The organism is Tamlana carrageenivorans (assembly GCF_002893765.1).
Classification (GTDB): domain Bacteria; phylum Bacteroidota; class Bacteroidia; order Flavobacteriales; family Flavobacteriaceae; genus Pseudotamlana; species Pseudotamlana carrageenivorans.
In genome coordinates this window covers 1,783,993-1,809,250 of the sequence record NZ_CP025938.1, presented here as the reverse complement: position 1 = coordinate 1,809,250, position 25,258 = coordinate 1,783,993, and the positions used below count along the sequence as shown (strand labels likewise).

Annotated in this window: 19 protein-coding genes and 1 pseudogene; 14 read left to right on the top strand and 6 right to left on the bottom strand. The window is 36.1% G+C overall.

All coding sequences use genetic code 11. The features are described 5' to 3' along the window. The first annotated feature begins 48 nt into the window (after window positions 1-48). Window positions 49-3,504, top strand: coding sequence for a PPi-type phosphoenolpyruvate carboxykinase family protein (locus tag C1A40_RS08075; protein ID WP_102995463.1), 3,456 nt, complete (start codon window positions 49-51; stop codon window positions 3,502-3,504). Between the two features lie 254 nt (window positions 3,505-3,758). Continuing rightward, window positions 3,759-4,954, top strand: a pseudogene (locus C1A40_RS08070) (IS256 family transposase). A gap of 86 nt (window positions 4,955-5,040) precedes the next feature. Here the strand turns inward: C1A40_RS08070 and C1A40_RS08065 are convergent. Beyond that, on the bottom strand, window positions 5,041-6,999 hold the full coding sequence (locus tag C1A40_RS08065) for a YgiQ family radical SAM protein (protein ID WP_102995462.1): 1,959 nt from the start codon (window positions 6,997-6,999) through the stop codon (window positions 5,041-5,043). Window positions 7,000-7,366: 367 nt separating this feature from the next. Next, window positions 7,367-8,998 carry an ABC-F family ATP-binding cassette domain-containing protein gene (locus tag C1A40_RS08060; RefSeq protein ID WP_102995461.1) on the bottom strand — a complete coding sequence of 544 codons (1,632 nt, stop codon included), beginning with the start codon at window positions 8,996-8,998 and terminating at the stop codon, window positions 7,367-7,369. Between the two features lie 221 nt (window positions 8,999-9,219). Here C1A40_RS08060 and rplM point away from each other — a divergent pair, with 221 nt between their 5' ends. The 12 genes from rplM (at window position 9,220) to C1A40_RS08000 (ending at window position 22,658) form a co-directional block, all read left to right on the top strand. After that, the gene (gene rplM, locus C1A40_RS08055; RefSeq protein WP_067145100.1) at window positions 9,220-9,675 is read left to right on the top strand and encodes a 50S ribosomal protein L13; all 456 of its coding nucleotides are present in this window, start codon (window positions 9,220-9,222) and stop codon (window positions 9,673-9,675) included. Then, the gene (gene rpsI, locus C1A40_RS08050) at window positions 9,676-10,062 is read left to right on the top strand and encodes a 30S ribosomal protein S9 (RefSeq protein WP_067145102.1); all 387 of its coding nucleotides are present in this window, start codon (window positions 9,676-9,678) and stop codon (window positions 10,060-10,062) included. A 240-nt stretch (window positions 10,063-10,302) separates the two neighbouring features. Next, a complete protein-coding gene (gene rpsB, locus C1A40_RS08045) occupies window positions 10,303-11,073 on the top strand; it encodes a 30S ribosomal protein S2 (protein ID WP_068601023.1) in 771 nt (256 codons plus the stop codon). An 85-nt stretch (window positions 11,074-11,158) separates the two neighbouring features. Beyond that, on the top strand, window positions 11,159-12,133 hold the full coding sequence (gene tsf / locus C1A40_RS08040) for a translation elongation factor Ts (RefSeq protein WP_102995460.1): 975 nt from the start codon (window positions 11,159-11,161) through the stop codon (window positions 12,131-12,133). A gap of 183 nt (window positions 12,134-12,316) precedes the next feature. Continuing rightward, a complete protein-coding gene (gene pyrH / locus C1A40_RS08035; protein ID WP_102995459.1) occupies window positions 12,317-13,024 on the top strand; it encodes a UMP kinase in 708 nt (235 codons plus the stop codon). Between the two features lie 39 nt (window positions 13,025-13,063). Then, window positions 13,064-13,621 carry a ribosome recycling factor gene (frr, locus tag C1A40_RS08030; RefSeq protein ID WP_067145109.1) on the top strand — a complete coding sequence of 186 codons (558 nt, stop codon included), beginning with the start codon at window positions 13,064-13,066 and terminating at the stop codon, window positions 13,619-13,621. 81 nt (window positions 13,622-13,702) lie between these two features. Beyond that, window positions 13,703-14,953 (top strand): DUF5686 family protein, encoded by a 1,251-nt coding sequence (locus C1A40_RS08025; RefSeq protein WP_241910509.1) that lies wholly within the window; start codon window positions 13,703-13,705, stop codon window positions 14,951-14,953. 46 nt (window positions 14,954-14,999) lie between these two features. Next, window positions 15,000-17,405, top strand: a complete 2,406-nt coding sequence (locus tag C1A40_RS08020) for an efflux RND transporter permease subunit (protein WP_102995457.1) — start codon at window positions 15,000-15,002, stop codon at window positions 17,403-17,405. 128 nt (window positions 17,406-17,533) lie between these two features. Further along, on the top strand, window positions 17,534-18,967 hold the full coding sequence (gene asnS / locus C1A40_RS08015; protein WP_102997168.1) for an asparagine--tRNA ligase: 1,434 nt from the start codon (window positions 17,534-17,536) through the stop codon (window positions 18,965-18,967). Window positions 18,968-19,219: 252 nt separating this feature from the next. Beyond that, window positions 19,220-20,419, top strand: coding sequence for an IS4 family transposase (locus tag C1A40_RS08010; protein WP_102994434.1), 1,200 nt, complete (start codon window positions 19,220-19,222; stop codon window positions 20,417-20,419). A 173-nt stretch (window positions 20,420-20,592) separates the two neighbouring features. Then, window positions 20,593-22,053, top strand: coding sequence for an RNA polymerase factor sigma-54 (gene rpoN / locus C1A40_RS08005; RefSeq protein WP_102995456.1), 1,461 nt, complete (start codon window positions 20,593-20,595; stop codon window positions 22,051-22,053). After that, window positions 22,053-22,658 carry a hypothetical protein gene (locus C1A40_RS08000; RefSeq protein WP_102995455.1) on the top strand — a complete coding sequence of 202 codons (606 nt, stop codon included), beginning with the start codon at window positions 22,053-22,055 and terminating at the stop codon, window positions 22,656-22,658. The genes rpoN and C1A40_RS08000 overlap by 1 nt, the downstream gene beginning before the upstream one ends. A gap of 259 nt (window positions 22,659-22,917) precedes the next feature. Here the strand turns inward: C1A40_RS08000 and C1A40_RS07995 are convergent, their stop codons facing one another. The 4 genes from C1A40_RS07995 to C1A40_RS07980 form a co-directional block, all read right to left on the bottom strand. After that, on the bottom strand, window positions 22,918-23,361 hold the full coding sequence (locus tag C1A40_RS07995; RefSeq protein ID WP_158651318.1) for a hypothetical protein: 444 nt from the start codon (window positions 23,359-23,361) through the stop codon (window positions 22,918-22,920). An 11-nt stretch (window positions 23,362-23,372) separates the two neighbouring features. Then, window positions 23,373-24,065, bottom strand: a complete 693-nt coding sequence (locus C1A40_RS07990; protein ID WP_102995453.1) for a porin family protein — start codon at window positions 24,063-24,065, stop codon at window positions 23,373-23,375. A 102-nt stretch (window positions 24,066-24,167) separates the two neighbouring features. After that, the gene (locus C1A40_RS07985) at window positions 24,168-24,644 is read right to left on the bottom strand and encodes an ExbD/TolR family protein (RefSeq protein WP_102995452.1); all 477 of its coding nucleotides are present in this window, start codon (window positions 24,642-24,644) and stop codon (window positions 24,168-24,170) included. Window positions 24,645-24,666: 22 nt separating this feature from the next. Continuing rightward, the gene (locus tag C1A40_RS07980) at window positions 24,667-25,254 is read right to left on the bottom strand and encodes an ExbD/TolR family protein (RefSeq protein ID WP_102997167.1); all 588 of its coding nucleotides are present in this window, start codon (window positions 25,252-25,254) and stop codon (window positions 24,667-24,669) included. Window positions 25,255-25,258: the final 4 nt, after the last annotated feature.

Genomic DNA, 25,258 nt, shown 5'->3' with positions numbered 1-25,258 from the left:
TTGTTAGGGAATAAGAGAATATTATACACAAAGTAACTTTTAGACATCATGCAAGAAGAATCAAGAAAAGACATTATCCAATTTACAAACTTACAGTTAGCTTCCTTATGGTTGCCAACTTTTAAAGACAAACCGGATAGTGCAGTCAAATTTTGCAATCCGAAATTTGAAGAATTAACAAGTGGAATCATAAAGAATGTACAAGCTAAGTCTAGACTTTTAGCAACACATCATTCACCTGCAGATTCTCGTATTCAAAATTTTTTAAACGACTATTTAAAAGATACAAAAACTGGTAAATCCTATACCTTACCTAACAACACCCTTATTTTATCTAGAAAAGGTCAAGCTAGAGAAGTGAGTTTACCACCGGATGGCGATTCATTTGAAAGTAACATGGTTACTTCAAAAAGGATAAAACAAGGAATTTTAAACAACCCTTTACACGATAAAAGAACAACAAAAGGAACATTTCATATTGTGGAAGGCCCACTTCCGGTGCCTTTAGATAAAAAAGAAGTTCCAAGAGAAGTTTTTGCACACTTTTTACATGCTGCATTTAACCCTTCAGACGAGTTAAAAAACTTACCTTTTACGTCTAGTCAGCCTGAAGATGAGCAAGCCAAAACTTTAGTATCTATGATGCTCAGACCGGTGGTTTGCCCAGAGGTTAAAGGTGTGATTTCAGAAAAATCTTTAGAAGTGCGTTTCTTTGCTCCAGGAAGCCTTGTGAGTAATTTAGATTTTGTGGAGTCTATTTTTGGTAATGCTGGTGATCCGCACTTAGCTTTAAATGATGCTGCTTTAGACCCTGAACATTGGACAGGTCATACTGGCTGTATTATTTTAGCACCACAGTTGTTAAAACTTAAAAAGAAAGATTTAGGACTTCCTCATTTTGATGAGGCTACAGAACGTCAAAAAAATGACGGTATGTGCTGGAAAAATGAAGATGAACTTTACAACGATGGTGGCGCCTTCAAAATTACCTGTAGAGACGATCGAGGTGTGGTAGTAACCATCATCGCAGATAACTACTACGGTTATTCTAAAAAAGAAATTAAAACACAAATAAGCTACTCGGCAAACTTATATGGTTTGGTTGAAGAGGAGCATGCTGGTGGCGCTATTGCCTTTGCTAGACGTGTTATGGGAAGTACTTTAGATGGTAAAGATTATACCGAATTCCATCATAATAAACATAGTTTTGAAGATGTTAAAACCTTATTAGGCGACCGCATCGAGGTACAACCAGAAAATTATGCCATTGATAAAAAATATCCGAATATTATTTACATTCCAGAACATGCTTATGTAAACACAAACACCAATAGCATTACTTGGGAGCATAACGGTAAAGAACAAAAACTAATCCTTTCGCCGCGTAAAACTTATGTGCATCCAACTGGAAATAAATTTAGATTAGAAAAACATCCATCGGTAGATTTATGGCGTATAGTAGACACTTTTGCAGAAGGTATATTCTGCCATAAACCTTGTACGGTTTCTGGTGGTGGAAAATCGGAGATTTCAAAATCCATGCAAAATGCCATTACCTATAGCACTTTTAATATTCAAGATATTGAAGAAGATTTCAAAAAGGCAGACGAAATCATTGAGTTTGATTACACCACACGTTGGAAGGTAAAAGACCCTAACAGACCGAAGTCTAGATCTTTTTTAAGTGAGGAAAGAACTTTGAGCTCTGCTGTGAAACTTTTAACACCTTCGGATGAAAATTCGGATGAATACAACCAAATGTTGGAAGAAATTCCAGTTCATATTAGATCGTTGGTATTGTTTGTAAAACGATTATACAGACAAGCACGTGGGGTTTTAAACTGGAAAGACTATATGTCGGTTGAAATTATTAACGGTGAAAACGGTACTGGACTATTACACAATAACACCCCTGTAGTTGGTAGTTATGTGCGTATAGGATTTAATCAAAAAGGAAACTGGATGCTTAACAAATTAAGATCTGACTTTTCTCCTTGTGAAAAAATTCAAACTGAAGATGACATCACGGCATCAATCACCTTACCAAGAGAGCAGATTAATAACCTAAACCCTGAGTTTACAAACAAGAGTTTAAAAGTGGTTACAAACTGTGAGGCACACCTTTTCCAACGTCCTGATGAAGCCGTTGTTAGAGGATATGATAAAAATGCAGAGCTAGACATTGTTAGTGATGGTCGTTTTTTAACCAATTATGAATTATTAACAAAACAAGATGCTATCGATATTTATAATGACACCATCCATTTTGATAAATACACACAGCCGGTAAAAGATTTCATTACTGAAATTGTAAACAGTCCTAAAGACGAAGCGTATTTCGTATTACCATCACACACGAGAATTGTAAACGGTGAACCTACGAAAAACCCAAGATATTTAGAGCCTAATGTAAACGTGAGCGAAACAGAAGCGACTTATTTAGCTGAAATTGGCGTGCGTTTAGTTAGAAAAATAAAATCTGAAGACCCGGTTATTAATGTAGTAAACGCTGTTTTACCTGGTAGACGAAACAACCCTGCTGATAAAAAGGCTGGAATACGCGCGTTAGCGGTGTACAACCCAATTCATTACCAAGAAACTCCAGAATTATTTATGGACTTTATTTGTAGCTTAACAGGTAAATCGCCTTCAACTACGGGTGCAGGATCTGAAGGCGCTTTAACAAAGGGGCCGTTTAATATGTTAACACCAACAACAGATTTAAACAATGCCTTACTATCGCATATTTTAACCGAATCTGATGCCTTTAGTACTGCTGCAGGTTACGTTGGTGGAAACAATCAAGTAGACCATGATATTAGTTTACTTATTCCTGAAATTTGGGCACGATTGGAACCATCTGACCGTGATCCTAAAAAATTAATTGAAACAGGATGTTTAGAAAAAATCGATGATTTTGAATACAACGGTGAAACGATTCCTGCAAGCCGTTTAGGGTATAGAATTACAAAACAATTTTCGCACCTATGCTTAAATAGACTATTCGATGAGCCTACTGCTGTTTTTAATGAAAAAATGTTAAAACCAGAATTACAAGGCATGGAGGATTATGTAGACGGTATTAAAAATATTGTTGAAGCTCAAGAAAAAGTAGCTTTAAGATATTTTGAAGACGGAAGTATTGATGCTGCTATTCCACCATTAAAAGTACTACTTCATATGATGGCTTACGGAAATTTCGAAGGCAAAAGCATGGACGACCCTGAATTAAGAAAATTATTTGATAGAGACTATGTTTTAAATAGCGATTGGTATAAAGAAAGACTGAAATTAAAACAACAAAAGGACATTCAGTTTTACGCTAATCAAATAGCTTATTTAGAAGCCTTCACAACAAATCCTAACAACAAGAACATCGCTACTGAAATGCATATAGAGGAGCGTTTAGAAGAGGTTAAGAAGCATTACAATGAGGTAAGTTCTGAAAGCTATTTAAACAGTTTGGTAGGCACCATTGGAGCCGATCCATTGTGTAGAAAATAAATTTAAACACTTATTGAACCATTAAAGCCACCGAAACTTCGGTGGCTTTTTGTTTTCTATAATAGGCGAATCATGGACGCATTTTTAGACTAACACTAAAAAACACTCTTTATTTTTAAATTGAAATACAAAATAGCCTTATAAAATCGCCAAACGTTTATAATTATGGCAGTATCTCATAAAGTGTGTAAACAAAAAATATCGAGGGTTGCAACCCTCGATATTTTTTGTTTAATTTTAAAATTTACACACTTATGAAGAAAGAAGATTTTCTAAACGACGATTTTTTAAAACAGTTCAAAACAGGAGACGAACTAACCTCCTTTCTAAAATCCATCCAAAAGCGAGGTATTGAAAAGATGCTAGAAGGAGAACTTGACGCTCATTTAGACTATGAGAAACATCAGCAATCCAATAATAGCAATACCCGTAACGGCTATGGATCTAAAAGGATAAAAACAGCTTTAGGAGAGACTAATATTAAAGTTCCCAGAGACCGAGAAGCTTCTTTTAACCCTATGCTGGTTCCTAAACGCACAAACATGGTTGACGGCATAGAAAACGTCATTATCAGCCTTTATGCCAAGGGTATGAGTAATTCTGATATTGAAAGCAAATCCGAGAAGTTTACGATTTTGATGTATCTACATCTACCATATCACGTATCACAGATAAAGTTACCAATGATATTATTGCTTGGCAAAACAGACCCCTGGAGCCCGTATATTTAATTACTTGGATGGATGGTATTGTATTTAAGGTTCGGGAGAACTCTAAAGTCATTAACAAAACCATGTACATCGCCGTAGGACTCCGTAGAGATGGTAAAAAGGAAGTCTTAGGACTTTGGCTGGGTAAGAATGAATCGGCAGCCTTTTGGATGAGTGTACTAACCGATATGAAAGCCAGAGGCGTTCAGGATTTGCTTATCACGGCCACAGATAATCTTAACGGTTTCACCGACACCATTAAAAATGTTTTTCCTGAATCTAAAACCCAAATTTGCGTGGCACATCAGATTCGTAACGCTTGTCGCTATGTTGTTTGGAAAGACAAGAAGGAATTTACAAAAGACATGAAAAATATCTATGATGCACCCACCAAAAACGCAGCAAAAGCTGCTTTAGAGGACTTTGCTCAGAAATGGGAACACAAGTACTCTTATGCTATTAAAAGCTGGAGAGACAACTGGGATGAGCTTACTGCTTTTTATGAATTTCCTGTTGAAATTAGAAAAATCATTTACACTACCAACCTTATTGAAAACCTTAATGGAAAAATCAGAAAGTACACTAAAAACAAGCTCTCATTCCCAACAGATGAGGCTGTTATGAAGTCCACTTTTTTAGCCCTTAGAGAGGCTACCAAAAAATGGTCGATGCCTATTAGGAACTGGGGCATTATTTTAAACCAGTTTTTAACTATATTTGAAAAAAGGGTTCAACTTTAAAAAAGCTAAACCCTCGATTTATAACTTACACACTTTTCGGGATAGTGTCTAATGCTTTGAAATTTGTGACAATTCTCAAATAAAAACTACCTACGCTTCTTATTCTTCTTCCCCTGAAACTTCACCTTATTCTTGCGTTTATTAAAAGGCACAGCATCATCAAAAGTGTGTTTAGCATCGCCTTTAGGTTTGTTTTTACGCCATTTTTCGTTCTTTTCTGGAAGTAGCACTTTTAGTAAATCCTGACGCCCTAGTTTGTTTAAGGTCTTTCTAATCCAGGCTTTATTTTCGTCTTTATACCAAAAGAAAAAACGGTGCTGTTCCTCTTTTTCTTTAGCGGTAATAGGCGTTTTTACTTTTTTAAGCGTGTATGGATGGTAACCACTATAATAAATTACGGTAGCCACCGTCATAGGTGTTGGCGTAAAACCTTGCACTTGCTCCAATTGGAAGCCCATATCTTTGGTTTCGGCAGCGAGGTTAGCCATATCTTCAGCCTCACAAGCTGGGTGATTCGAAATAAAATACGGAATCAACTGCAGCTTCAGCTTATGCTTTACATTTATTTTATCGAAGCGCTCCTTAAACTTATGGAAGTAACTAAACGAAGGCTTACGCATCAGTTTTAAAACAGGATCACTGGTATGTTCTGGTGCTACCTTTAAACGTCCAGAAATATGCTTAGTCATCACCTCTTCGGTGTAATCGTCTAATTCCTTCGGGTCGGCATTTTTATTAAATTCCGGCACCAACATATCATGACGAATACCACTACCAATAAAGGATTTTTTAATTTTCGGGTGACTATCAACCGCCTGGTATAACTTAGTTAACGGCTTGTGAGACGTATCTAAATTACTGCAAATTACAGGCGAAATACAGGAAGGCGCCACACACTTATCACAAATGGACTGCACTTTCCCCTTCATTTTATACATGTTGGCACTTGGGCCACCAATATCAGACAAATAGCCTTTAAAATCGGGCATATTCGCTACTTTATCCACCTCACGAAGCACCGACTCCTGACTCCTAGAAGCAATAAACTTCCCTTGGTGTGCCGAAATGGTACAGAAACTACAGCCTCCAAAACACCCACGGTGAATATTTATCGAGAACTTAATCATTTCAAAGGCAGGAATAGGTCCGCGCTTATTGTATTTCGGGTGCGGTAAACGCGTGTAGGGCAACTCGAACGAGGCATCAATCTCGTCTTCGGTCATGGTGGGGTACGGCGGATTAATCATCAAGGTTTTATCACCTATCTTCTGAAAAATACGACGTGCCGCTAATTTATTACTCTCCTGCTCTATCGTTTTAAAGTTAGAAGCATAGGCTTTTTTATCCTTTAAGCAGGTTTCGTGCGACTGGATTTCAACATCTTCCCAGTTACTGTTTTTCGGAATTTTATCAGCACCATCAACCAACAAAGCTGTTTGCTTCACCGTATTAATACTACTAAAAGGCACCCCTTTTTGCATTAAACGCACCACCTCTCGTAAAGGCTGCTCGCCCATACCGTAAACCAACATATCGGCTTTCGAGGTTTCTAAAATAGAAGGCAATAGCTTATCGCTCCAATAATCGTAGTGAGTAACACGTCGTAAAGACGCTTCAATCCCACCAATTAAAATAGGAACATCGGGAAATTTATCTTTTAATATTTTCGAATACACCGAAGTGGCGTAATCGGGTCTAAAACCAATATCACCATTTGGCGTGTATGCATCTTTATCACGTCGCTTTTTATTCGCGTTATAATTGCTAATCATCGGGTCCATACAGCCCCCGGTAATCGCAAAAAATAATTTTGGCGTTCCTAGCTTTTCAAAATCCTGAAGGTTATCATTCACATTAGGCTGCGGAACAATCGCTACACGCAATCCGTAACTTTCCAGAATACGTCCAATAACGGCAGGCCCGAACGATGGGTGATCCACGTAGGCATCGCCACTAAATAATATCACGTCTAGGGCATCCCAGCCGCGTATTTTCACCTCTTTGTTTGTGGTAGGTAACCAATCTGAAAGTTGTAACTCTTGCATAGCGCTGCAAATTTAGTCAAAAAAAGACTCTTAAATGTAAAATGTAAATAATTTGGGCGTTACCCGAGGGTCGGGCTTTCCACTATATCTTTTTTGTTCACAAACATTTAGATCATTAATCATGTGTTTTCTAAACTTCATATTTACGTTCTAAATCAACTTTAGGACACACAAAAAAGGATGCCGTTTCAATCCCTAACGCGGAAGTTTCGTCTTTGATTGGTGGTTCTGTTTTGATTTTGATAATACAGCCCCCCCTATAATCCCTCTAGGTGCTAACTACATGACGTCATTCTGAACTCCTACAGGCAGGCAGAAGTTCAGGGTGACGGCAACTAAACGATTAAACAAATAAACACATCAACATTTATAAATCTATCGCTTTCAAACTCTCAATACGGTTTCTAACTAAGAAATCGTCAATCGTTTCAAAATGCTCGATAACACGTTGGTCTTTAAATTCGAATACTTTTTTAGATAAGCCTTGAAGAAAATCTCTATCGTGCGAAACCAAAACCAAAGTACCATCAAAATCTAATAAGGCTTCTTTTAAAACATCCTTCGATTTTAAATCTAAGTGGTTAGTAGGCTCATCGAGAATCAGCAAGTTTACGGGCTCTAATAATAATTTCACCATGGCTAATCTGGTTTTTTCACCACCAGAAAGCACGCCAACTTTTTTATCGATAACATCGCCTTTAAACATAAAGCGTCCTAAAATGTTTTTAATTTGCTTTCGCACATCGCCTTGAGCGACTTCATCAACGGTTTGAAATACGGTAAGTTCTTCATCTAACAAGGCGGCTTGGTTTTGTGCAAAGTAGCCCACCTGTACATTATGACCTAGTGCACAGGTACCTTCAACCTCAATTTCACCTAAAATAGCTTTAATCATGGTCGATTTCCCTTCACCATTACGACCTACGAAACACACTTTTTCACCTCTTGCAATAGACATGCTGGCATTCTTAAACACCACATGATGGCCGTATGATTTCGACACCTCTTTTACTGTAATAGGATAGTCACCTGAACGCTGGGTTTTAGGGAAACGTAATTTTAAGGCCGAAGTATCGATATCGTCTACTTCAATAATCTCTAACTTTTCAAGCATACGCTCGCGCGAATTCACCTGATTGGTTTTAGAATACGTTCCTTTAAAGCGTTCGATAAAGGCCATATTATCGGCAATAAATTTTTGCTGCTCTTCGTAAGCTTTTATTTGATGCGCTCTACGCTCTTCCCGCAATTGTAAATAATGGGAGTAATTGGCTTTGTAATCGTAAATACGCCCCATAGTCACTTCAATAGTTCTATTGGTAATATTATCAATAAAGGTTTTATCGTGTGAAATCACCACGACGGCATTAGCTTTATTCAGTAAAAAATCTTCCAACCAAATAACCGACTCTATATCTATATGATTGGTTGGCTCATCTAAAAGGATTAAATCGGGCTTTTGTAGTAATATTTTAGCCAGCTCGATACGCATACGCCATCCGCCACTAAATTCGTTGGTTAATCTTGTAAAATCTTCTTGCTTAAATCCAAGTCCTTTTAATGCCTTTTCAACTTCAGCATCGTAATTCACATCTTCTAAGGCATAATATTTCTCGCCAAGATCGGAAACCCGTTCTATGATTTTCATATATTCATCCGATTCATAATCCGTACGTGTTTCTAGTTGCTTATTTAAAGCTTCCATTTCCTGACGCATTTCGAACACGTGACTAAAGGCTTTAGAAGCTTCATCGAAAACGGTGGTATTATCTTCCGTTAATAAATGTTGTGGCAAATAGGCAATTACAGCATCCTTAGGAAAACGCACGTTGCCTCTTGTCGGGCTTTGTTCTCCTGCAATAATTTTCATCATGGTAGATTTTCCTGCACCATTCTTCCCCATTAATGCAATTTTATCGTTGGCATTTATGGTAAATGACACGTCACTGAACAAGGCATGTCCGCTAAACTCTACGGCTAAATTATCTACTGAAATCATATACAAAAATTTAAAGCTGCAAAACTAATAAAAGCATGGTCTTGAAAAACAAATATTTAACTAAAAATGATTTTCAATTTAAAAGGCTTATAATGAATTCAAAATCAGTTAATAAGTACAATTAAAAATAAGTGAGCTCACTATTTGGTAATCAAATATATAATCGTAAATTTGCAAACTCTTTTTAAGAGAGGAATGTTTAATAATTAAAAATAATTAGTGTGGACACATTAAGCTACAAAACGATTTCAGCAAACAAAGCTACTGCAGATAAGCAGTGGGTAGTTGTTGATGCTGAAGGTCAAGCGCTTGGACGTTTAGCTTCTAAAGTTGCAAAACTTTTAAGAGGTAAACACAAGCCTAACTTCACACCTCACGTGGATTGCGGAGATAATGTAATCATTATCAATGCTGAAAAAATCACGTTATCTGGTAACAAATGGAACGACAAAACGTACATTCGTCACACAGGATACCCAGGTGGTCAAAGAAGTTTAACTGCTACAGAATTGTACGGAAAAGATCCTGCAAGAGTAGTAGAGAAATCAGTTAAAGGAATGTTACCTAAAAACAAATTAGGTGCAAATTTATTCCGTAATCTAACAGTTGTTGTTGGTTCAGAACATGCTCATGCAGCACAAAAGCCAAAAACAATTAACTTAAACGAATTCAAGTAAATGGAAGTAATTCACAAAATCGGCCGTAGAAAGACGGCTGTTGCTCGTGCTTATGTTTCTGCGGGAAGCGGTAACATTACGATTAACAAAAAAGACTTAACTAACTACTTTACTACAGCTACATTACAGTACAAAGTAAAGCAGCCTTTAGTTTTGACTAACAATGACAGCAACTTTGATATTACAGTAAATGTATATGGAGGTGGTATTACTGGACAAGCAGAAGCTGTTCGTTTAGCAATTTCTCGCGCTATGTGTGAGGTTGATGCTGAGAACAGATTAACACTTAAGCCAGAAGGTTTATTAACTAGAGATCCAAGAATGGTAGAGCGTAAGAAATTCGGTCAGAAGAAAGCGCGTAAGAAATTCCAATTCTCGAAACGTTAATATACTCATGCTGAACTTGGTTCAGCATCTTTTGAACATGTTTCAACACCTTTATAGGTTTACATCCATATTCAAAATAAACACTCTGGAATTTTTCAGAGTATCAATTTAATTTAAAAAGATTCTGAATCGAATTCAGAATTGAAAGTTTAGCATCTAAATGAAGCCAAAGGCCGAAGCTTAACAGCCGAAAACCGAACGGAACATTGCTAATTTAAAAGAACGTAAACTATTACAAAAATGGCAGTAGAAGTAAAAGAATTACTTGAAGCAGGTGTACATTTCGGACACCTTACACGTAAGTGGGATCCAAACATGGCGCCTTACGTATACATGGAGCGTAACGGCATCCACATTATTAACCTATACAAAACAGCGGCTAAAATTGAAGAAGCTGGTGCAGCACTTGCTAAAATTGCAGCATCTGGTCGTAAAATTTTATTCGTTGCAACAAAAAAGCAAGCTAAAGATATCGTAGCTGAAAAAGCTGGAGACATTAACATGCCTTACATCACTGAAAGATGGCCAGGTGGTATGTTAACTAACTTCGTAACTATTAGAAAAGCTGTTAAGAAAATGGCTTCTATCGATAGAATGAAGAAAGACGGTACTTTCATGACTTTATCTAAAAAAGAGCGTTTACAAGTTGATCGTTTAAGAGCTAAGTTAGAGAAAAACTTAGGTTCTATTACCGATATGACGCGTTTACCAGGTGCTTTATTTGTTGTTGATATTAAGCGTGAGCATATCGCGATTAAAGAAGCTCAAAAATTAAACATTCCAATTTTTGCAATGGTTGATACCAACTCTGACCCACGTCAAGTTGATTATGTAATTCCTGCAAATGATGACGCTTCTAAATCGATAGATAAAATTTTATCTCACGTATCATCTGCAATCGCAGGAGGTTTAGCAGAACGCAAAGCAGAGAAAGATGCTTCAGCTAAGGACGATGCGCCTAAAGCTAAAGCAGCACCTAAAGCTAAAGCAACTGCTGAAGAAGAAGAATAAATAACATTTACACAACACAAATAAGTCGTTTAGTTCTTTTCTTTACAGAAAATGTATTGAACGACTTTTTTAAATTATAATCACTATGAGTACTACAGTAAAAGTAACAGCGGCTGAAGTTAACAAATTAAGACAAGCAACTGGTGCAGGAATGATGGACTGCAAAAAAGCTTTAGTTGAAGCTGAAGGTAACTTTGATAAAGCAATCGAAGTTTTACGTAAAAAAGGACAAAAAGTAGCAGAAAAAAGAGCCGACAGAGATTCTTCTGAAGGTGCTGCTGTAGCTAAAATTAATGCAGACCAAACTGCTGGTGTTGCTATTGTTTTAGGTTGTGAAACTGATTTTGTTGGTAAAAACGAAAACTTTTTAGCGTTAGCAAACCAATTAGCTGATATCGCTTTAAATACAACTTCTAAAGAAGCATTTTTAGCTGCCGATTTTGGTGGTATGACTGTTGCAGAAAAATTAGTTGAGCAAACTGGTGTTATTGGTGAAAAACTAGACATCACTTCTTTTGAAAAATTAGAAGCTGCTTATGTTGGTACTTACGTACATATTAACAAAATTGCTGCTTTAGTAGGTTTAACTGCAAAAGTTGATAACGCTGAAACTTTAGTTAAAGATGTAGCGATGCAAGTAGCTTCTATGGGAGCAACTTCATTATCTTACAAAGATTTTGATCCTGCTTATGTAGCTTCTGAAACTGAAGCTAGAATCGCCGTTATCGAAAAAGATAATATCGAATTAGGTCGTTTAGGAAAAACGCTTAAAAACGTACCTCAGTACATCTCTATGCAACAATTAACTCCTGAAGTTCTTGCTGCTGCTGAAGAAGCTGCAAAAGCTGAGTTAGCTGCTGAAGGGAAACCAGAGAAAATTTGGGGTAACATCTTACCAGGTAAAATGCAACGTTTTATCTCTGATAACACCACTTTAGATCAAGAGCAGTGTTTATTAGATCAAAAATTCATTAAAGATGAAAAGAAAACTGTAGCTGAATATGTTTCTTCTTACGGTGAAGTTGCCATCTCTGGATTTAAACGTGCTTCTGTAGGATAATAAATTTCCGCGAAAGCCAGAATATCTATACATACACAAACCACCACTCTAAAGTTTAGAGTGGTGGTTTTTTTATAACTAAATTCTAAATTCATATAAATTCAAAAAAATAAAAATTTTATGTAATTTTGCTAAACTTTAATTTCCGCGAAAGCGAGAACCTTTAACAGATTAATCCATTCCATGAAATACAAAAGAATACTCCTAAAACTCTCAGGTGAAGCCTTAATGGGAAATCGCCAATACGGCATCGACCCAGATCGTTTAGCAGAATATGCTCAAGATATTAAAACCATTACCGACAAAGGTGTGGAAGTTGCCATTGTAATTGGTGGTGGCAATATATTTAGAGGTGTTGCTGGAGCAAGTAAAGGTATGGATCGTGTACAAGGGGACCATATGGGCATGTTAGCCACAGTTATTAATGGCTTGGCTTTACAAGGGGCTTTAGAAGATGTAGACATTCCTACACGATTACAATCGGCTATAAAAATTAACGAGGTTGCCGAACCGTTTATTCGTAGAAAAGCCATTCGTCACCTTGAAAAGGGACGCGTTGTTATTTTTGGAGGTGGTACAGGGAATCCTTATTTTACAACCGATTCTGCAGCCGTTTTAAGAGCTATTGAAATTGAAGCGGATGTTATTTTAAAAGGAACACGTGTAGATGGTATTTACAATGCAGATCCTGAAAAAGATAAAACAGCCGTTAAATTTAACAGCATCACTTTTGATGATGTGTTACGTAAAGGCCTTAAAGTTATGGATACAACAGCCTTTACCTTAAGCCAAGAAAACGAATTACCAATTATTGTTTTTGATATGAATACCACAGGCAACTTACTTAAAGTTGTTTCTGGCGAAAATATTGGAACCGTTGTTAACATATAAGACTTACTTTTTTTGATTTAATACAAGAATTTTAAAATCATGGACGAAGACATTAAATTTATATTAGACAGTACTAAAGAGGCAATGGAAAATGCCATTACTCATTTAGAAAAACAATTTGTAAACATTAGAGCTGGTAAAGCGAGTCCTGCCATGTTAGGTAGTGTGATGGTCGATTACTACGGTTCGCAAACACCTTTAAGCCAAGTAGCCAACGTAAATACACCAGACGGAAGAACCATTACAGTACAGCCATGGGAAAAAAACATGTTGCAAGAAATTGAGCGTGGTATTGCTTATTCTAATCTTGGTTTTAATCCTATGAATAATGGCGAAACCATCATTATAAACGTACCACCATTAACGGAAGAGCGTCGTAAAGATTTAGCTAAACAAGCCAAAGCTGAAGCCGAAGATGCTAAAGTAAGTATTAGATCGGCGCGTAAAGAAGCCAATAACGATCTTAAGAAAAACGACGACATTTCGGAAGATTTAAAAAAGAATGCCGAAATAGATGTACAACAATTAACTGATAAATACGTTAAAAAAGTTGACGAGGTCTTCGAGAATAAAGAAAAAGAAATCATGACCGTATAATATAAAAAAGCGACAGTATTGTCGCCTTTTTTAAATCCTTATTTTCAGTCGGCCCTAATGCTAAAAAAATGTACGTTTTTAATGTTGCTTCTATTTGGCTCTACCTTTGTGGAAGCGCAATCATTTACCGAGCAACCACAAAAAACTTCAAAAGACACATTAAAAAAGCATCTGCTCTTAAAAAGTATTGGCACGGGCTATTTTCCTACCAAATATTTCAATTTTGATTTAAGATACCTCATAAAATTTAATCAATATGAAGGGATTAGAACAGGAGTTGGAGGTGTTACAAATAAGGATTTTTCCGATAAATACCGTTTAAACAGTTATGTAGTCTACGGTTTTAAAGACCACCGCTTTAAATACAGCCTTGGCGGCGGCATGCGCTTAATTAAGGAATCAAACACCTGGTTAAACCTAAGCTATACCGACGACCTACAGGAAACAGGGAGTACAAAGTACATTACCGACGATCGTGTCTTTCAGTTTTTCGAACCCCGATTACTCAACATCGATTTGTTTCATAAACACATCACGACATCCCTAACTTTAGAACATCAAATATCCGATCACCTCTTAAGTAAGGTGGATTTTGCAGTTAGTAACATCGATCCCACTTACGATTACGCTTACGAATTAGACAATCAAACTTATAACAGCTTTCATTTAAGCACGACCATTGTTGGATTTCAGTGGAGCCCCTTTAGTAAATTTAAGGCAATGCCTTTAGGAACACAAGAAGTAAAATCGGGCTTTCCAAAATTTTCATTCCAGTACACCAAAAGTTTTCATGATGTTTTTAAAGGCGATTTTAATTTTACAAAATTAGATTTTAGAACCATTTTTGAGTTGGGTCATAAAAAAAGCCATATGGCACAAGTCATTCTCGTTTCAGGCATGGCTATTGGCGATACACCCCTAACCCATTTATACCACGCTTACCCCAACAATATTAGAAAGGAACAGATTCTGCAACGCTTTTCAGTTGCTGGTTTAAATAGTTTTGAAACCATGTATTTCAATGAATTCTTTTCAGATAAATTTTTCACATGTCAATTAAAATACTTCATCAAACCTTTTCGGGTTACAGAACGTTATAGACCTCAAGTTGTATTAATAACCCGTTATGCATTGGGCGATATGGACAACATTGACCGGCATCAAAACGTTACTTTTGACACTTTAAATTACGGCTATACCGAATCTGGTTTTGAAATCAACAAACTACTTTACGGCTTTGGTTTAAGTTTTACTTACCGCTATGGCGCCTATTACCTCCCTACATTTAGCGACAACATTGCTTTTAAATTCACATTTAACGTCTCATTTTAAGGTATTATGCTCCTTTTTTCTACCTTTGCCCTCTTTAAAATAAAGCATGCTTAAACTATTTACCGAAGACTTTTGGGACGCAGTCGCTAGACTCATTTTACGAAATAAAATCATAATACTCATTTGTATTATCACAGCGACTTTCCTTTTAAGCTTGAATTGGAAAAACATGCGCTTCACCAATACCGAGGCCAATTTACTCCCAGACGATCATGAAGTAAATTTAGCATACAACAAATTCTTAGAAACTTTTGGTGAGGAAGGCAACCTTATCATTCTCGGAGTTAAAGATCCTAGTCTCTTTACGGTTGAAAAGTTAAATGCTTGGAACAAACTAACCACCTCATTTAAATCGGCGCCAGAAGTTGAATCGGTGCTATCTATTAAAGATCTTCAAAAACTTGTAAAAGATAGCGAACACGAAAAATTCAAACTAGAGCCTTTCATTAAAGATTCGGTAAGCTCTATTGCTGAAATTGAAAAGCTGCAATCCGATTTATTTGAAAAATATCCTTTTTACGATGGTTTTTTATTCAACAAGGAAACCAAAACCATTAGGTCGGCCATTTATTTAAGAAAGGACATTGTAAACACAGCTGTCCGTAAAAATTATATTCTCAACGATTTTATTCCTAAGGTAAAGGCTTTCGAAGAAGCTTATAATTTAAAGGTTCATGCTTCAGGAATGCCCTATATTAGAACGCTTAATGCGCAAAATATTATTGACGAAATCGGACTCTTTCTTTTAGCAGCCTTATTAGTTACCTCGCTTATATTTTTCTTCTTCTTTAGATCATTTAGAGCCACGCTTATTTCTATAGTTGTAGTTTGTATTGGCGTAATGTGGACCTTTGGTATTTTGGGTTTCCTGGAATATGAGATAACGGTTTTAACCGCCTTAATTCCGCCGCTTATTATTGTTATTGGAATACCTAACTGTATCTTCCTAATAAACAAATATCAGCATGAAGTTAATCTGCATGGTAACAAAGTAAAATCATTACAACGCGTTATTACAAAAGTTGGTAATGCGACGTTAATGACCAATGTGACTACCGCTTCTGGATTTGCCACTTTTATACTCACCGAAAGTAAGCTTTTAAAAGAATTTGGTATCGTAGCATCCCTAAGTATTCTGGCTATTTTTATGCTATGTTTACTTATCATCCCTATTATTTACACGTTTTTACCATTTCCTAAAGACCGCCATTTAGAACACCTTAATAGACGCTGGATTGGTGGGTTTGTAAATTGGATGGAACGCATGGTAAAACACCGCCGTATTACCATATATATCACCTCTCTTGTTTTACTTATTGCCAGTATTATTGGTGTTTACCAAATTAAAATATCAGGTAGTCTTATTGAAGACATGCCTCAAAAATCTGGGTTTGTTAAAGACATTCGTTTCTTTGAACAAGAATTTAATGGTATTATGCCTGTTGAAATCATGATTGACACCAAACGAAAAAAGGGTGTCATGAAACGGTCTACCATAAAACGCATTAACGAGTTAGAAGAACTTATTAATGACATTCCAGAATTATCGAAACCTGTTTCGGTCGTCGGTTTAGTAAAATATTCGAAACAAGCTTACTATAACGGAAATCCTAAATACTATCAATTACCTACAGCTCAAGAAAATAGTTTCATACTTTCTTACGCTAAAAATTCGACATCAAATTCGGATATCGATTTATTAAAAAACTTCGTTGATTCTACTGGTCGATATGCACGTATCACCACTTTCATGAAGGATATTGGTACCGATAAGATGGAACGTATCGAGGAAAACCTACAAACTAAAATTGATAAAACCTTTCCTAAGGAGCGTTACGATGTGACCATGACCGGAAAAGCACTGGTTTTCCAGAAAGGGACCAAATATTTGGTTAAAAACTTAGTCATTTCTCTATCACTCGCCATTGTTTTAATCGCCTTATTTATGGCTTTTATGTTCCGCTCAGGAAAGATGATTATTATCTCTTTAATTCCCAACCTACTTCCCCTGGTTATTACCGCTGGATTAATGGGCTATTTGGGGGTGCCGTTAAAACCATCAACCATTTTAGTGTTTAGTATTGCCTTCGGCATATCGGTAGATGATACCATTCACTTTTTAGCAAAATACCGTCAAGAGTTACAAGCCAATAAATGGAAAATAAAAGTATCGGTTTACGGGGCCTTACGCGAAACTGGCGTGAGCATGTTCTATACCTCTATCGTACTTTTCTTTGGGTTCTCTGTCTTTACCATTTCTAGTTTTGGAGGTACCGTAGCTTTAGGCGCCTTAGTTTCGGCAACTTTACTGTTTGCCATGTTAGCCAACCTACTGCTTTTACCGTCATTATTACTGTCTTTAGAACGTAATATTGCAAACAAAAAAGAGTTTAAAAAACCGGCTATCGACGTCATTCCAAAAGAGGATAACGATAAAAACACAACGAATTAATAATACTCACCGATTACAATTTAACACCTTTTAGAGCATATAATTAAAAATTCAGTATCTATTTTTAGATTTATTATTTCAATTTTAATGATATAATGCTTTATATTTACAGTTCAAAACTTAAACCTATGCAACCGAAAACCATTTCAGAATTATTATCACAGAATACAGTAATCCCAGAAGTGGAAATTAAAGGATGGGTAAGGACTTTTAGAGCAAACCGTTTTATTGCTTTAAATGATGGTTCTACCATAAATAATATACAATGTGTAGTAGATTTCGAAAAGTTTGATGAAGCTACTCTAAAACGTGTCACTACAGGTGCTGCCGTGCATATAAAGGGTGAACTAGTAGAAAGTCAGGGAAAAGGGCAAAGTGTAGAAATTCAGGTGGCAAACCTTGAAATTCTAGGTGATTCTGATCCTGAAACTTACCCTATTCAACCTAAAAAACACTCTTTCGAATTTTTAAGAGAAAATGCCCATTTACGAACCAGAACCAATACTTTTAGTGCCGTAATGCGTTTAAGATCGTCGCTTTCATTTGCCATTCATAAATATTTTAATGAAAATGGGTTTTACTATATGCATTCACCTATTATTACTGGAAGTGATGCTGAAGGCGCTGGTGAAATGTTTAAAGTATCAAGTTTAGACCCTAAAAATCCGCCGCTAACCGAAGAGGGTAAAGTAGATTACACTAAAGATTTCTTCGGAAAGGAAACCAATTTAACGGTTTCAGGGCAATTAGAAGCTGAAACCTATGCGATGTCTTTAGGTAAAGTTTACACCTTTGGCCCTACGTTTAGAGCTGAAAATTCAAATACATCACGCCATTTGGCTGAGTTTTGGATGATTGAACCTGAAGTTGCCTTTATGGATTTAGCTGGTAATATGGATTTGGCCGAAGAATTTATGAAATCGGTTATCAAATACATCTTAGAACACAATCGTGAAGATTTGGAGTTTTTGGATAAACGCTTACAAGATGAGGACAAAAAGAAACCCCAGGCTGAGCGTAGCGACATGACTTTAATTGAAAAATTAAACTTTGTAACCGACAACCATTTTAAACGCGTAAGTTATACCGAAGCTATTGATATTCTTCGCAATTGTAAACCCAATAAGAAAAAGAAATTTAAATACCTTATTAACGAATGGGGTACCGATTTACAAAGTGAGCACGAACGCTACCTTGTAGAGAAACACTTTAAATGTCCGGTAATTTTATTTGACTATCCAGCAAACATAAAAGCTTTTTACATGCGTTTAAACGACGATGGTAAAACGGTTAGAGCCATGGACATTCTATTCCCTGGAATTGGCGAGATTGTTGGTGGTGCGCAACGTGAAGAGCGTTTAGACATTTTAAAAGAAAAAATGGCGGCTATAAATATACCGGAAGAAGAACTGTGGTGGTATTTGGATTTACGTAAATTTGGAACGGCTGTGCATTCAGGCTTTGGACTGGGCTTCGAACGTTTAGTTATGTTTGCCACAGGTATGAGTAATATTAGAGATGTTATTCCTTTTCCTAGAACGCCTCAAAACGCGGAGTTTTAAAAATTTTCTGGTTCAAAAAACTAGAAGTATCTCATTAAAACATACCCATCATATAACTTAGAGCATTAATATGCTAAGTAGCCTAAACATCCCATGCTAGCAAAAAAGCTGTAAGTCATGGGATTTATGCTTCTCTTTGGAAATAGCTTTAATTCTAATACATTAGTGTCCGATAAAAGATTTAAAAAGCGGGATTTCCAAGATAGGATTTCCCGCTTATTTTGTATCTTGAAGTTATCACACATCCAAGATATGAATAAAAGTAAAAACTTTAGCGGACACCCCATAATCAAACAGGTATTAAATTTCATTTTGCCCAAAGATGTTCATCGGACAGCCAAAAAGCACAACAGCGATCGCTATACCAAAAAGTTTACCACCTATGAGCATTTGGCCACTATGGTATTTACCGTGATCAGTGGCTGTAGCTCACTTCGTGAGGTTTCCAGTATTATGCTTGCCTGCGAGGGAAAGATCAACCATCTAGGACTCACGGACTTTCCAAAACGCAGTACCTTGTCAGATGCTAACAGGAGAAGAAGCTCTGAAGTATTTGCCGATATTTATCATTTACTCTACAAACGTTACCATCGCTTTTTATCGGACAGCAGACCCTTAGAACCTGCAGTGAAGAACCTTAAAATCGTTGATTCCTCGACCATACCCCTATTTAGCGACATTCTTAAAGGTGTAGGAAGGAACCCGCTCAACGGCAAAAAGAAAGGAGGTATCAAGATGCATACTATGATAAACGCCATGGAAGACGTTCCTTGTCTGATTAAGTTTTCAAGCGCGGCCACCCACGACCACACCTTTTTAAAAGACCTGGAACTCAAGAAGGGCTCTTATGTGGTTTTTGACAAAGGGTATGTGGATTATGAGCAATACCAAAAATGGACACTGGAAGATGTTTACTTTGTGACTCGGCAAAAGGACAATGCTCGCTATACAAGCCTTGAAGAGTTTGATATCTCCAATAAAGTGGACGATGCTGTCTTAAAGGACGAAAAAATAGGGCTTACGGACAAAAACGGCAATGCTTTTTCCCTGAGGAGAATCGCTTTTTGGCACGAAAAGCACCAAAAAGTTTATGAGTTCATCACTAATAATTATGATCTTGATGCAGACAAAATAGCCGACATCTATAAAAATAGGTGGCAGATTGAGACGATGTTCAAGCGGCTTAAACAGAACTTTCCGCTAAAGTATTTTTTGGGAGACAATCAAAATGCCATCGAAATACAAATCTGGGTCAGTTTGATAATCCAGCTCATTATGCTTGTGATCCAAAGAAAAGCCCAAAGAAACTGGGCTTATTCCAATATGATGTCCGTCATACGATACCATTTGATGACATATATCGATTTGTTCAAATTCCTGAAAAACCCAGAAGCTAATTGGGAAGAGATTACAACCAAAAACATTGGGCAATTAAGCCTTTTTGACCCATAAGGAGGTTCTGTTTTCAAAATAAAGAGTGCGATCAATAAAAAAGGCCAACACCAAAGCTTTTTTAGCTAATTCTGTTTTTTATCGGACAACAATAATTCTAATAGAAGAAAGCATACGATCTATTCCACTTATTAAGCGATTTTAATTATTTTTGATTAATGTAATTTCAAATCATGCTTAAACAACATTTACAATTTAAATTATCTCAAAAACTGTCGCCGCAGCAAATTCAATTAATGAAATTGATACAACTGCCTACGCAAGCTTTTGAACAGCGTTTAAAGCAAGAGTTAGAAGAAAACCCTGCCTTAGAGGGTGGTAAAGAAGAAGCCTTAAACGACCTAGACTCCGAATTTGATAATTCATCTGAAGAATATAACGACAACGAATCCATCAATACCGATGATATTAATGTTGACGAATATTTAAGTGACGACGAGATCCCAGAATACCGAACGCAAGCCAACAATTACAGCAGCGACGACGAAGAAAAAACCATGCCTTATGCTGCTGGAACATCGTTTACCCAATATTTAATTAATCAGTTAAACACATATAGATTATCGGATGAAGAGCGTGATATCGCTGAATTTTTAGTGGGTAGTGTCGATGAAAGTGGATACATCCGGCGTGAAATAAGTGATATTATGGACGATTTGGCCTTCACTCAAAATGTTTACACCAGTGAAGAAGCCATATTAAAAGTGCTTAAAATTGTACACCAATTAGACCCTGCTGGTGTTGGCGCACGCAATTTACAAGAGTGTTTAAGCATACAATTACACCGAAAAAATAAAACGGAAGATACCGATTTGGCTATTGCCATTATTGATAATGCTTTTGATCAATTTACTAAGAAGCATTACAAAAAATTGATTCAAAAATTTAATATTACCGAAGAACAACTTAAAGGTGCGATCACTGAAATTGAGCATTTAAATCCGAAACCCGGCGGATCTTACGCAGGGAATAATCGAATTGTAGAGCACGTCGTTCCAGATTTTGCGATTAAAATTGTAGATGGTGAATTAGAATTGTCTCTTAACGGAAGAAACGCTCCCGAACTTCATGTCTCTAGAGAATATAACAACATGCTTAAGGGTTATAAAGACTCTAAAGAGAAGTCTAAATCGCAAAAAGATGCGGTAATGTTCATCAAGCAAAAATTAGATGCCGCAAAATGGTTTATTGAAGCCATTAAACAGCGTCAACAAACCCTTTTTGTAACCATGAGTGCCATCATGAATTATCAAAAAGATTACTTTCTAACAGGAGATGAACGCAACCTGAAACCTATGATCCTAAAAGATATTGCTGACGAAATTTCTATGGATGTCTCGACCGTATCACGGGTTGCCAACAGTAAATATGTCGATACCCCTTATGGCACCAAACTCATCAAAGAATTCTTTTCGGAATCGATGAAAAATGATCAAGGTGAAGATGTTTCAACGCGAGAAATCAAAAAAATTCTTGAAACAGTTATTGAAGATGAAAACAAGAAAAAACCATTAACCGACGAAACCCTAGCGTCAATCCTTAAGGACAAAGGATACCCAATCGCGAGAAGAACCGTGGCAAAATACAGAGAACAATTAGACATTCCTGTAGCGCGCTTACGTAAAAAAATATAATGGATAAACTAATAAAGAGTATTTCGTATATTTTTCATCCGCTATTAATGCCCATCGCAGGTGTAGCGTTTTATTTTGCTAAGTCACCACGGTTTATTCCTTTTGATATCATTTCAGCGAAATTAATTTCCTTATTTATTTTAACTGTTATCCTGCCTATTTTACTGTATTTATTACTAAAGATTACAGGGCGTGTCAACAGTATTCGTTTAGAAACAGCCAGGCAAAGGGTGTTGCCTTTAATGCTAAATTGTATCATTTTACTTTTGGTGATAAAAAGAATTACAACCCCCAATCAATCCATTGAGATTTACTTTTTCTTTGTAGGCATTCTCATTTCAAATATGGCCTGTCTGTGCTTAGCCATGTTTGGCTTTAAGGCTAGTATTCATATGATTGGAGTAACGGGCTTGGCCATGTACTTCGTAGCACTTAGTATACATTACAGCATTAATATAAACGGCACTTTAGCTTTAATGGCACTAATAATAGGCGCTGTAGCCACTTCCAGGCTACACTATAAAGCCCACAATGCTATAGAACTCGTTATAGGCGCTTTTATAGGCTTTATTCCTCAATTGATACTTGTACCCTATTGGCTGTAAAAAATTGAAATATTATTTATCTAAAGAGCAATAATCAAGTGTTTAGTTGTGTGTGTGAGCAATCAATCTAGAAAATAACATTTGTTTAGAAAATTACGCATGAATATCGGTAAGTAAGCTCAAACAAACCATAAATTACATACCCTTTTGTAGTATATTTTTATTCCAATATTACTTTTATTTCCTTTGAGATAAAAGGTTTGTACTTTCCTCCATAAACTGTTCTACATTTTCCTTTTATTAAAATATTTGGATTTTTCTATATAAAGAATTTTTCTATTTTGTTCTTTATGTTCAACTCAGGAATTTCAAATACAATTTCGTTTATCGATTCAGATATAGTTCCCAAAAATATTTTTCCAAATGGTTTTTCCTTTGAAATGGTAAATTCGTCAATATATTCGCTGTCTTCTCCGAATGTAGGTGGACCTTCAATGAATCGTGTATTTAATTCCTCTCGGGATTTAAATTCTTCTACATTTCGTTCAAATGAAATCTCAATATTATTTAAGTCTTTATAAAATCGAATAGTTTTTTCTACCTCGATTGGGTAAACTTTAATGATCAATTCAAAATTGTCAGTAGACTGATACGTTTCCTTATCAAACTCCAAGTATAGCATTGTGTTTTCAAAAGCATTTCTTGAGCAACTAAACGCTAAAATCGAAAACAGGAAAATTGTTAAGGTGTTCTTGATTCTCAAAATATGCTATATTACAGAATATAAAATATAAGCCCCATTTTAATGATACTCATATCTATGGCATTTCCATCTAGTTTTGCTGAATCACTAAATAAGGGATTAAGCAGATAATTTACATGTAAATTCCATGTGTTATAGCCCACACTTAAGGTTAAGCCATATTGAAAATTATTAAATTGGGAATTATTTGTATACCGAAAACTTCCTAAATCTCCTTGATAATTGGAAATATTACTAATAGCATAGCCAAATTTTACACCTGTATAAATCCTCCAAAAGGCAGATTCGGTAGATGTCGAGGTCCGCCAACGATATTCTATAGGCAATTCGATGAGGTGAAAGGTGAATTTATTTATAGTAAAGGAACTACCATCATTGATAACCTCATATATAAAACCCCCGCTATTATCCTCGCTCACTAATAAATTGTGGTTATAGGAATCGGTTGCATAGCCTAGTCCAACTCCAAAAGCTTTATTTCTTGCTTTATTAATGGGCATATCTTTAATAAACCCCAAACTCAAACTCCATGAAAAACCATTTTGAGATAATGCTTCTGGTCGCTTACCAATAAGATTATAGGTTATTCCAACATAAAAATGGTCCTCTTTATAAAGCGAATCCACTTTTACTGAAGTGATTTCTTGCGCCATACAAGGGCATAAACTGTAAAGAAGACATAATGTAAAGAACAAGTACTTCATTAAATCAGAATAGGTTTAAAATTAAAACATTAAAGGTATTAAAAAATAAAAGGCGTTTTGATTTTTTCAAAACGCCTTTTATTATAAAATTAAGAATGTAAATTAATCTCTTCCAAACACACTACCTTTTTTGGTTGTGTAGTTTATTTTAAGGGCATTAACCTTACGTAGTTCTTGTTTAATATCACTAATTAATCCCATATTGGCACCTTTATCTACTTTTAAAGCAGTGGTTAAAAAAGGAATTAATTCTTCTCTTTTAGAAGCTCGCTCTGCAGCGATAAAAGCTGCAATTTCTTTAACATCGGCAAACTTATCATTCAACTGAATTTTAGCTTCTGTACCGTATTGCTTATAATTTGTACTTGGTTTTCCTGCATAGATATACATTACCAAGTCTTTTTTATCTAGCTTTTCTACTTGATCTGCAAAAGGTAAATTATTCTCAATCATTAAAGTGTTTTGCCTCATTACAGTGGCCACCATAAAGAAGAATAATAACATAAATACAATATCAGGTAAAGCTGCCGTGTTTACTGCAGGTACGCCTCCGTCTTTTTTCTTTTTAAATTTAGACATATAGTTTAAACGTTATTTTAATCTATTGAACTTCTGAAAGTTTTTGAGGATAATCAAGCTTAATTTGGTCAATTTGTTCCTTTAACTTTTCTTTATTCCCAGGCCAGTTAACATCATTATAGTTGGCTTCCATTTCTTTAAATGATTTCCCGTATAATGATTGCGCCCTTGCATCTCTTAATTCGTTATATGCCGCTACCAATTCATTTTGTACAGCAATATAAGTTTTATAAGAGGTCTCACGTTCATTCTTAAGCGAAATAATAGCTTTATCGGGATTATCCGATGAGGCTAGATCCTTTTTTCCTGAACAATAATCACATGTTCTATCCCCGCCATTATCTAAAAACTCCTTAGCAGCTTGTCTTAAATCTTTAAGCTCCATAAGTTCATCTTCAACAAGCAATTGGTCTTTACCATTTAATAAAACAGTGAAGATATTTTTTTGCTTGATAACAACATCGACATCAGATTCTTCCATTGGAGGAAGTTTACGGTTAATACCTGAATCTGTTTCAATAGTTGTTGTTACTAAGAAAAATATTAATAGTAAGAACGCGATATCGGCCATAGAGCCTGCATTTACTTCTGGTGATGCTCTTTTCGCCATAATT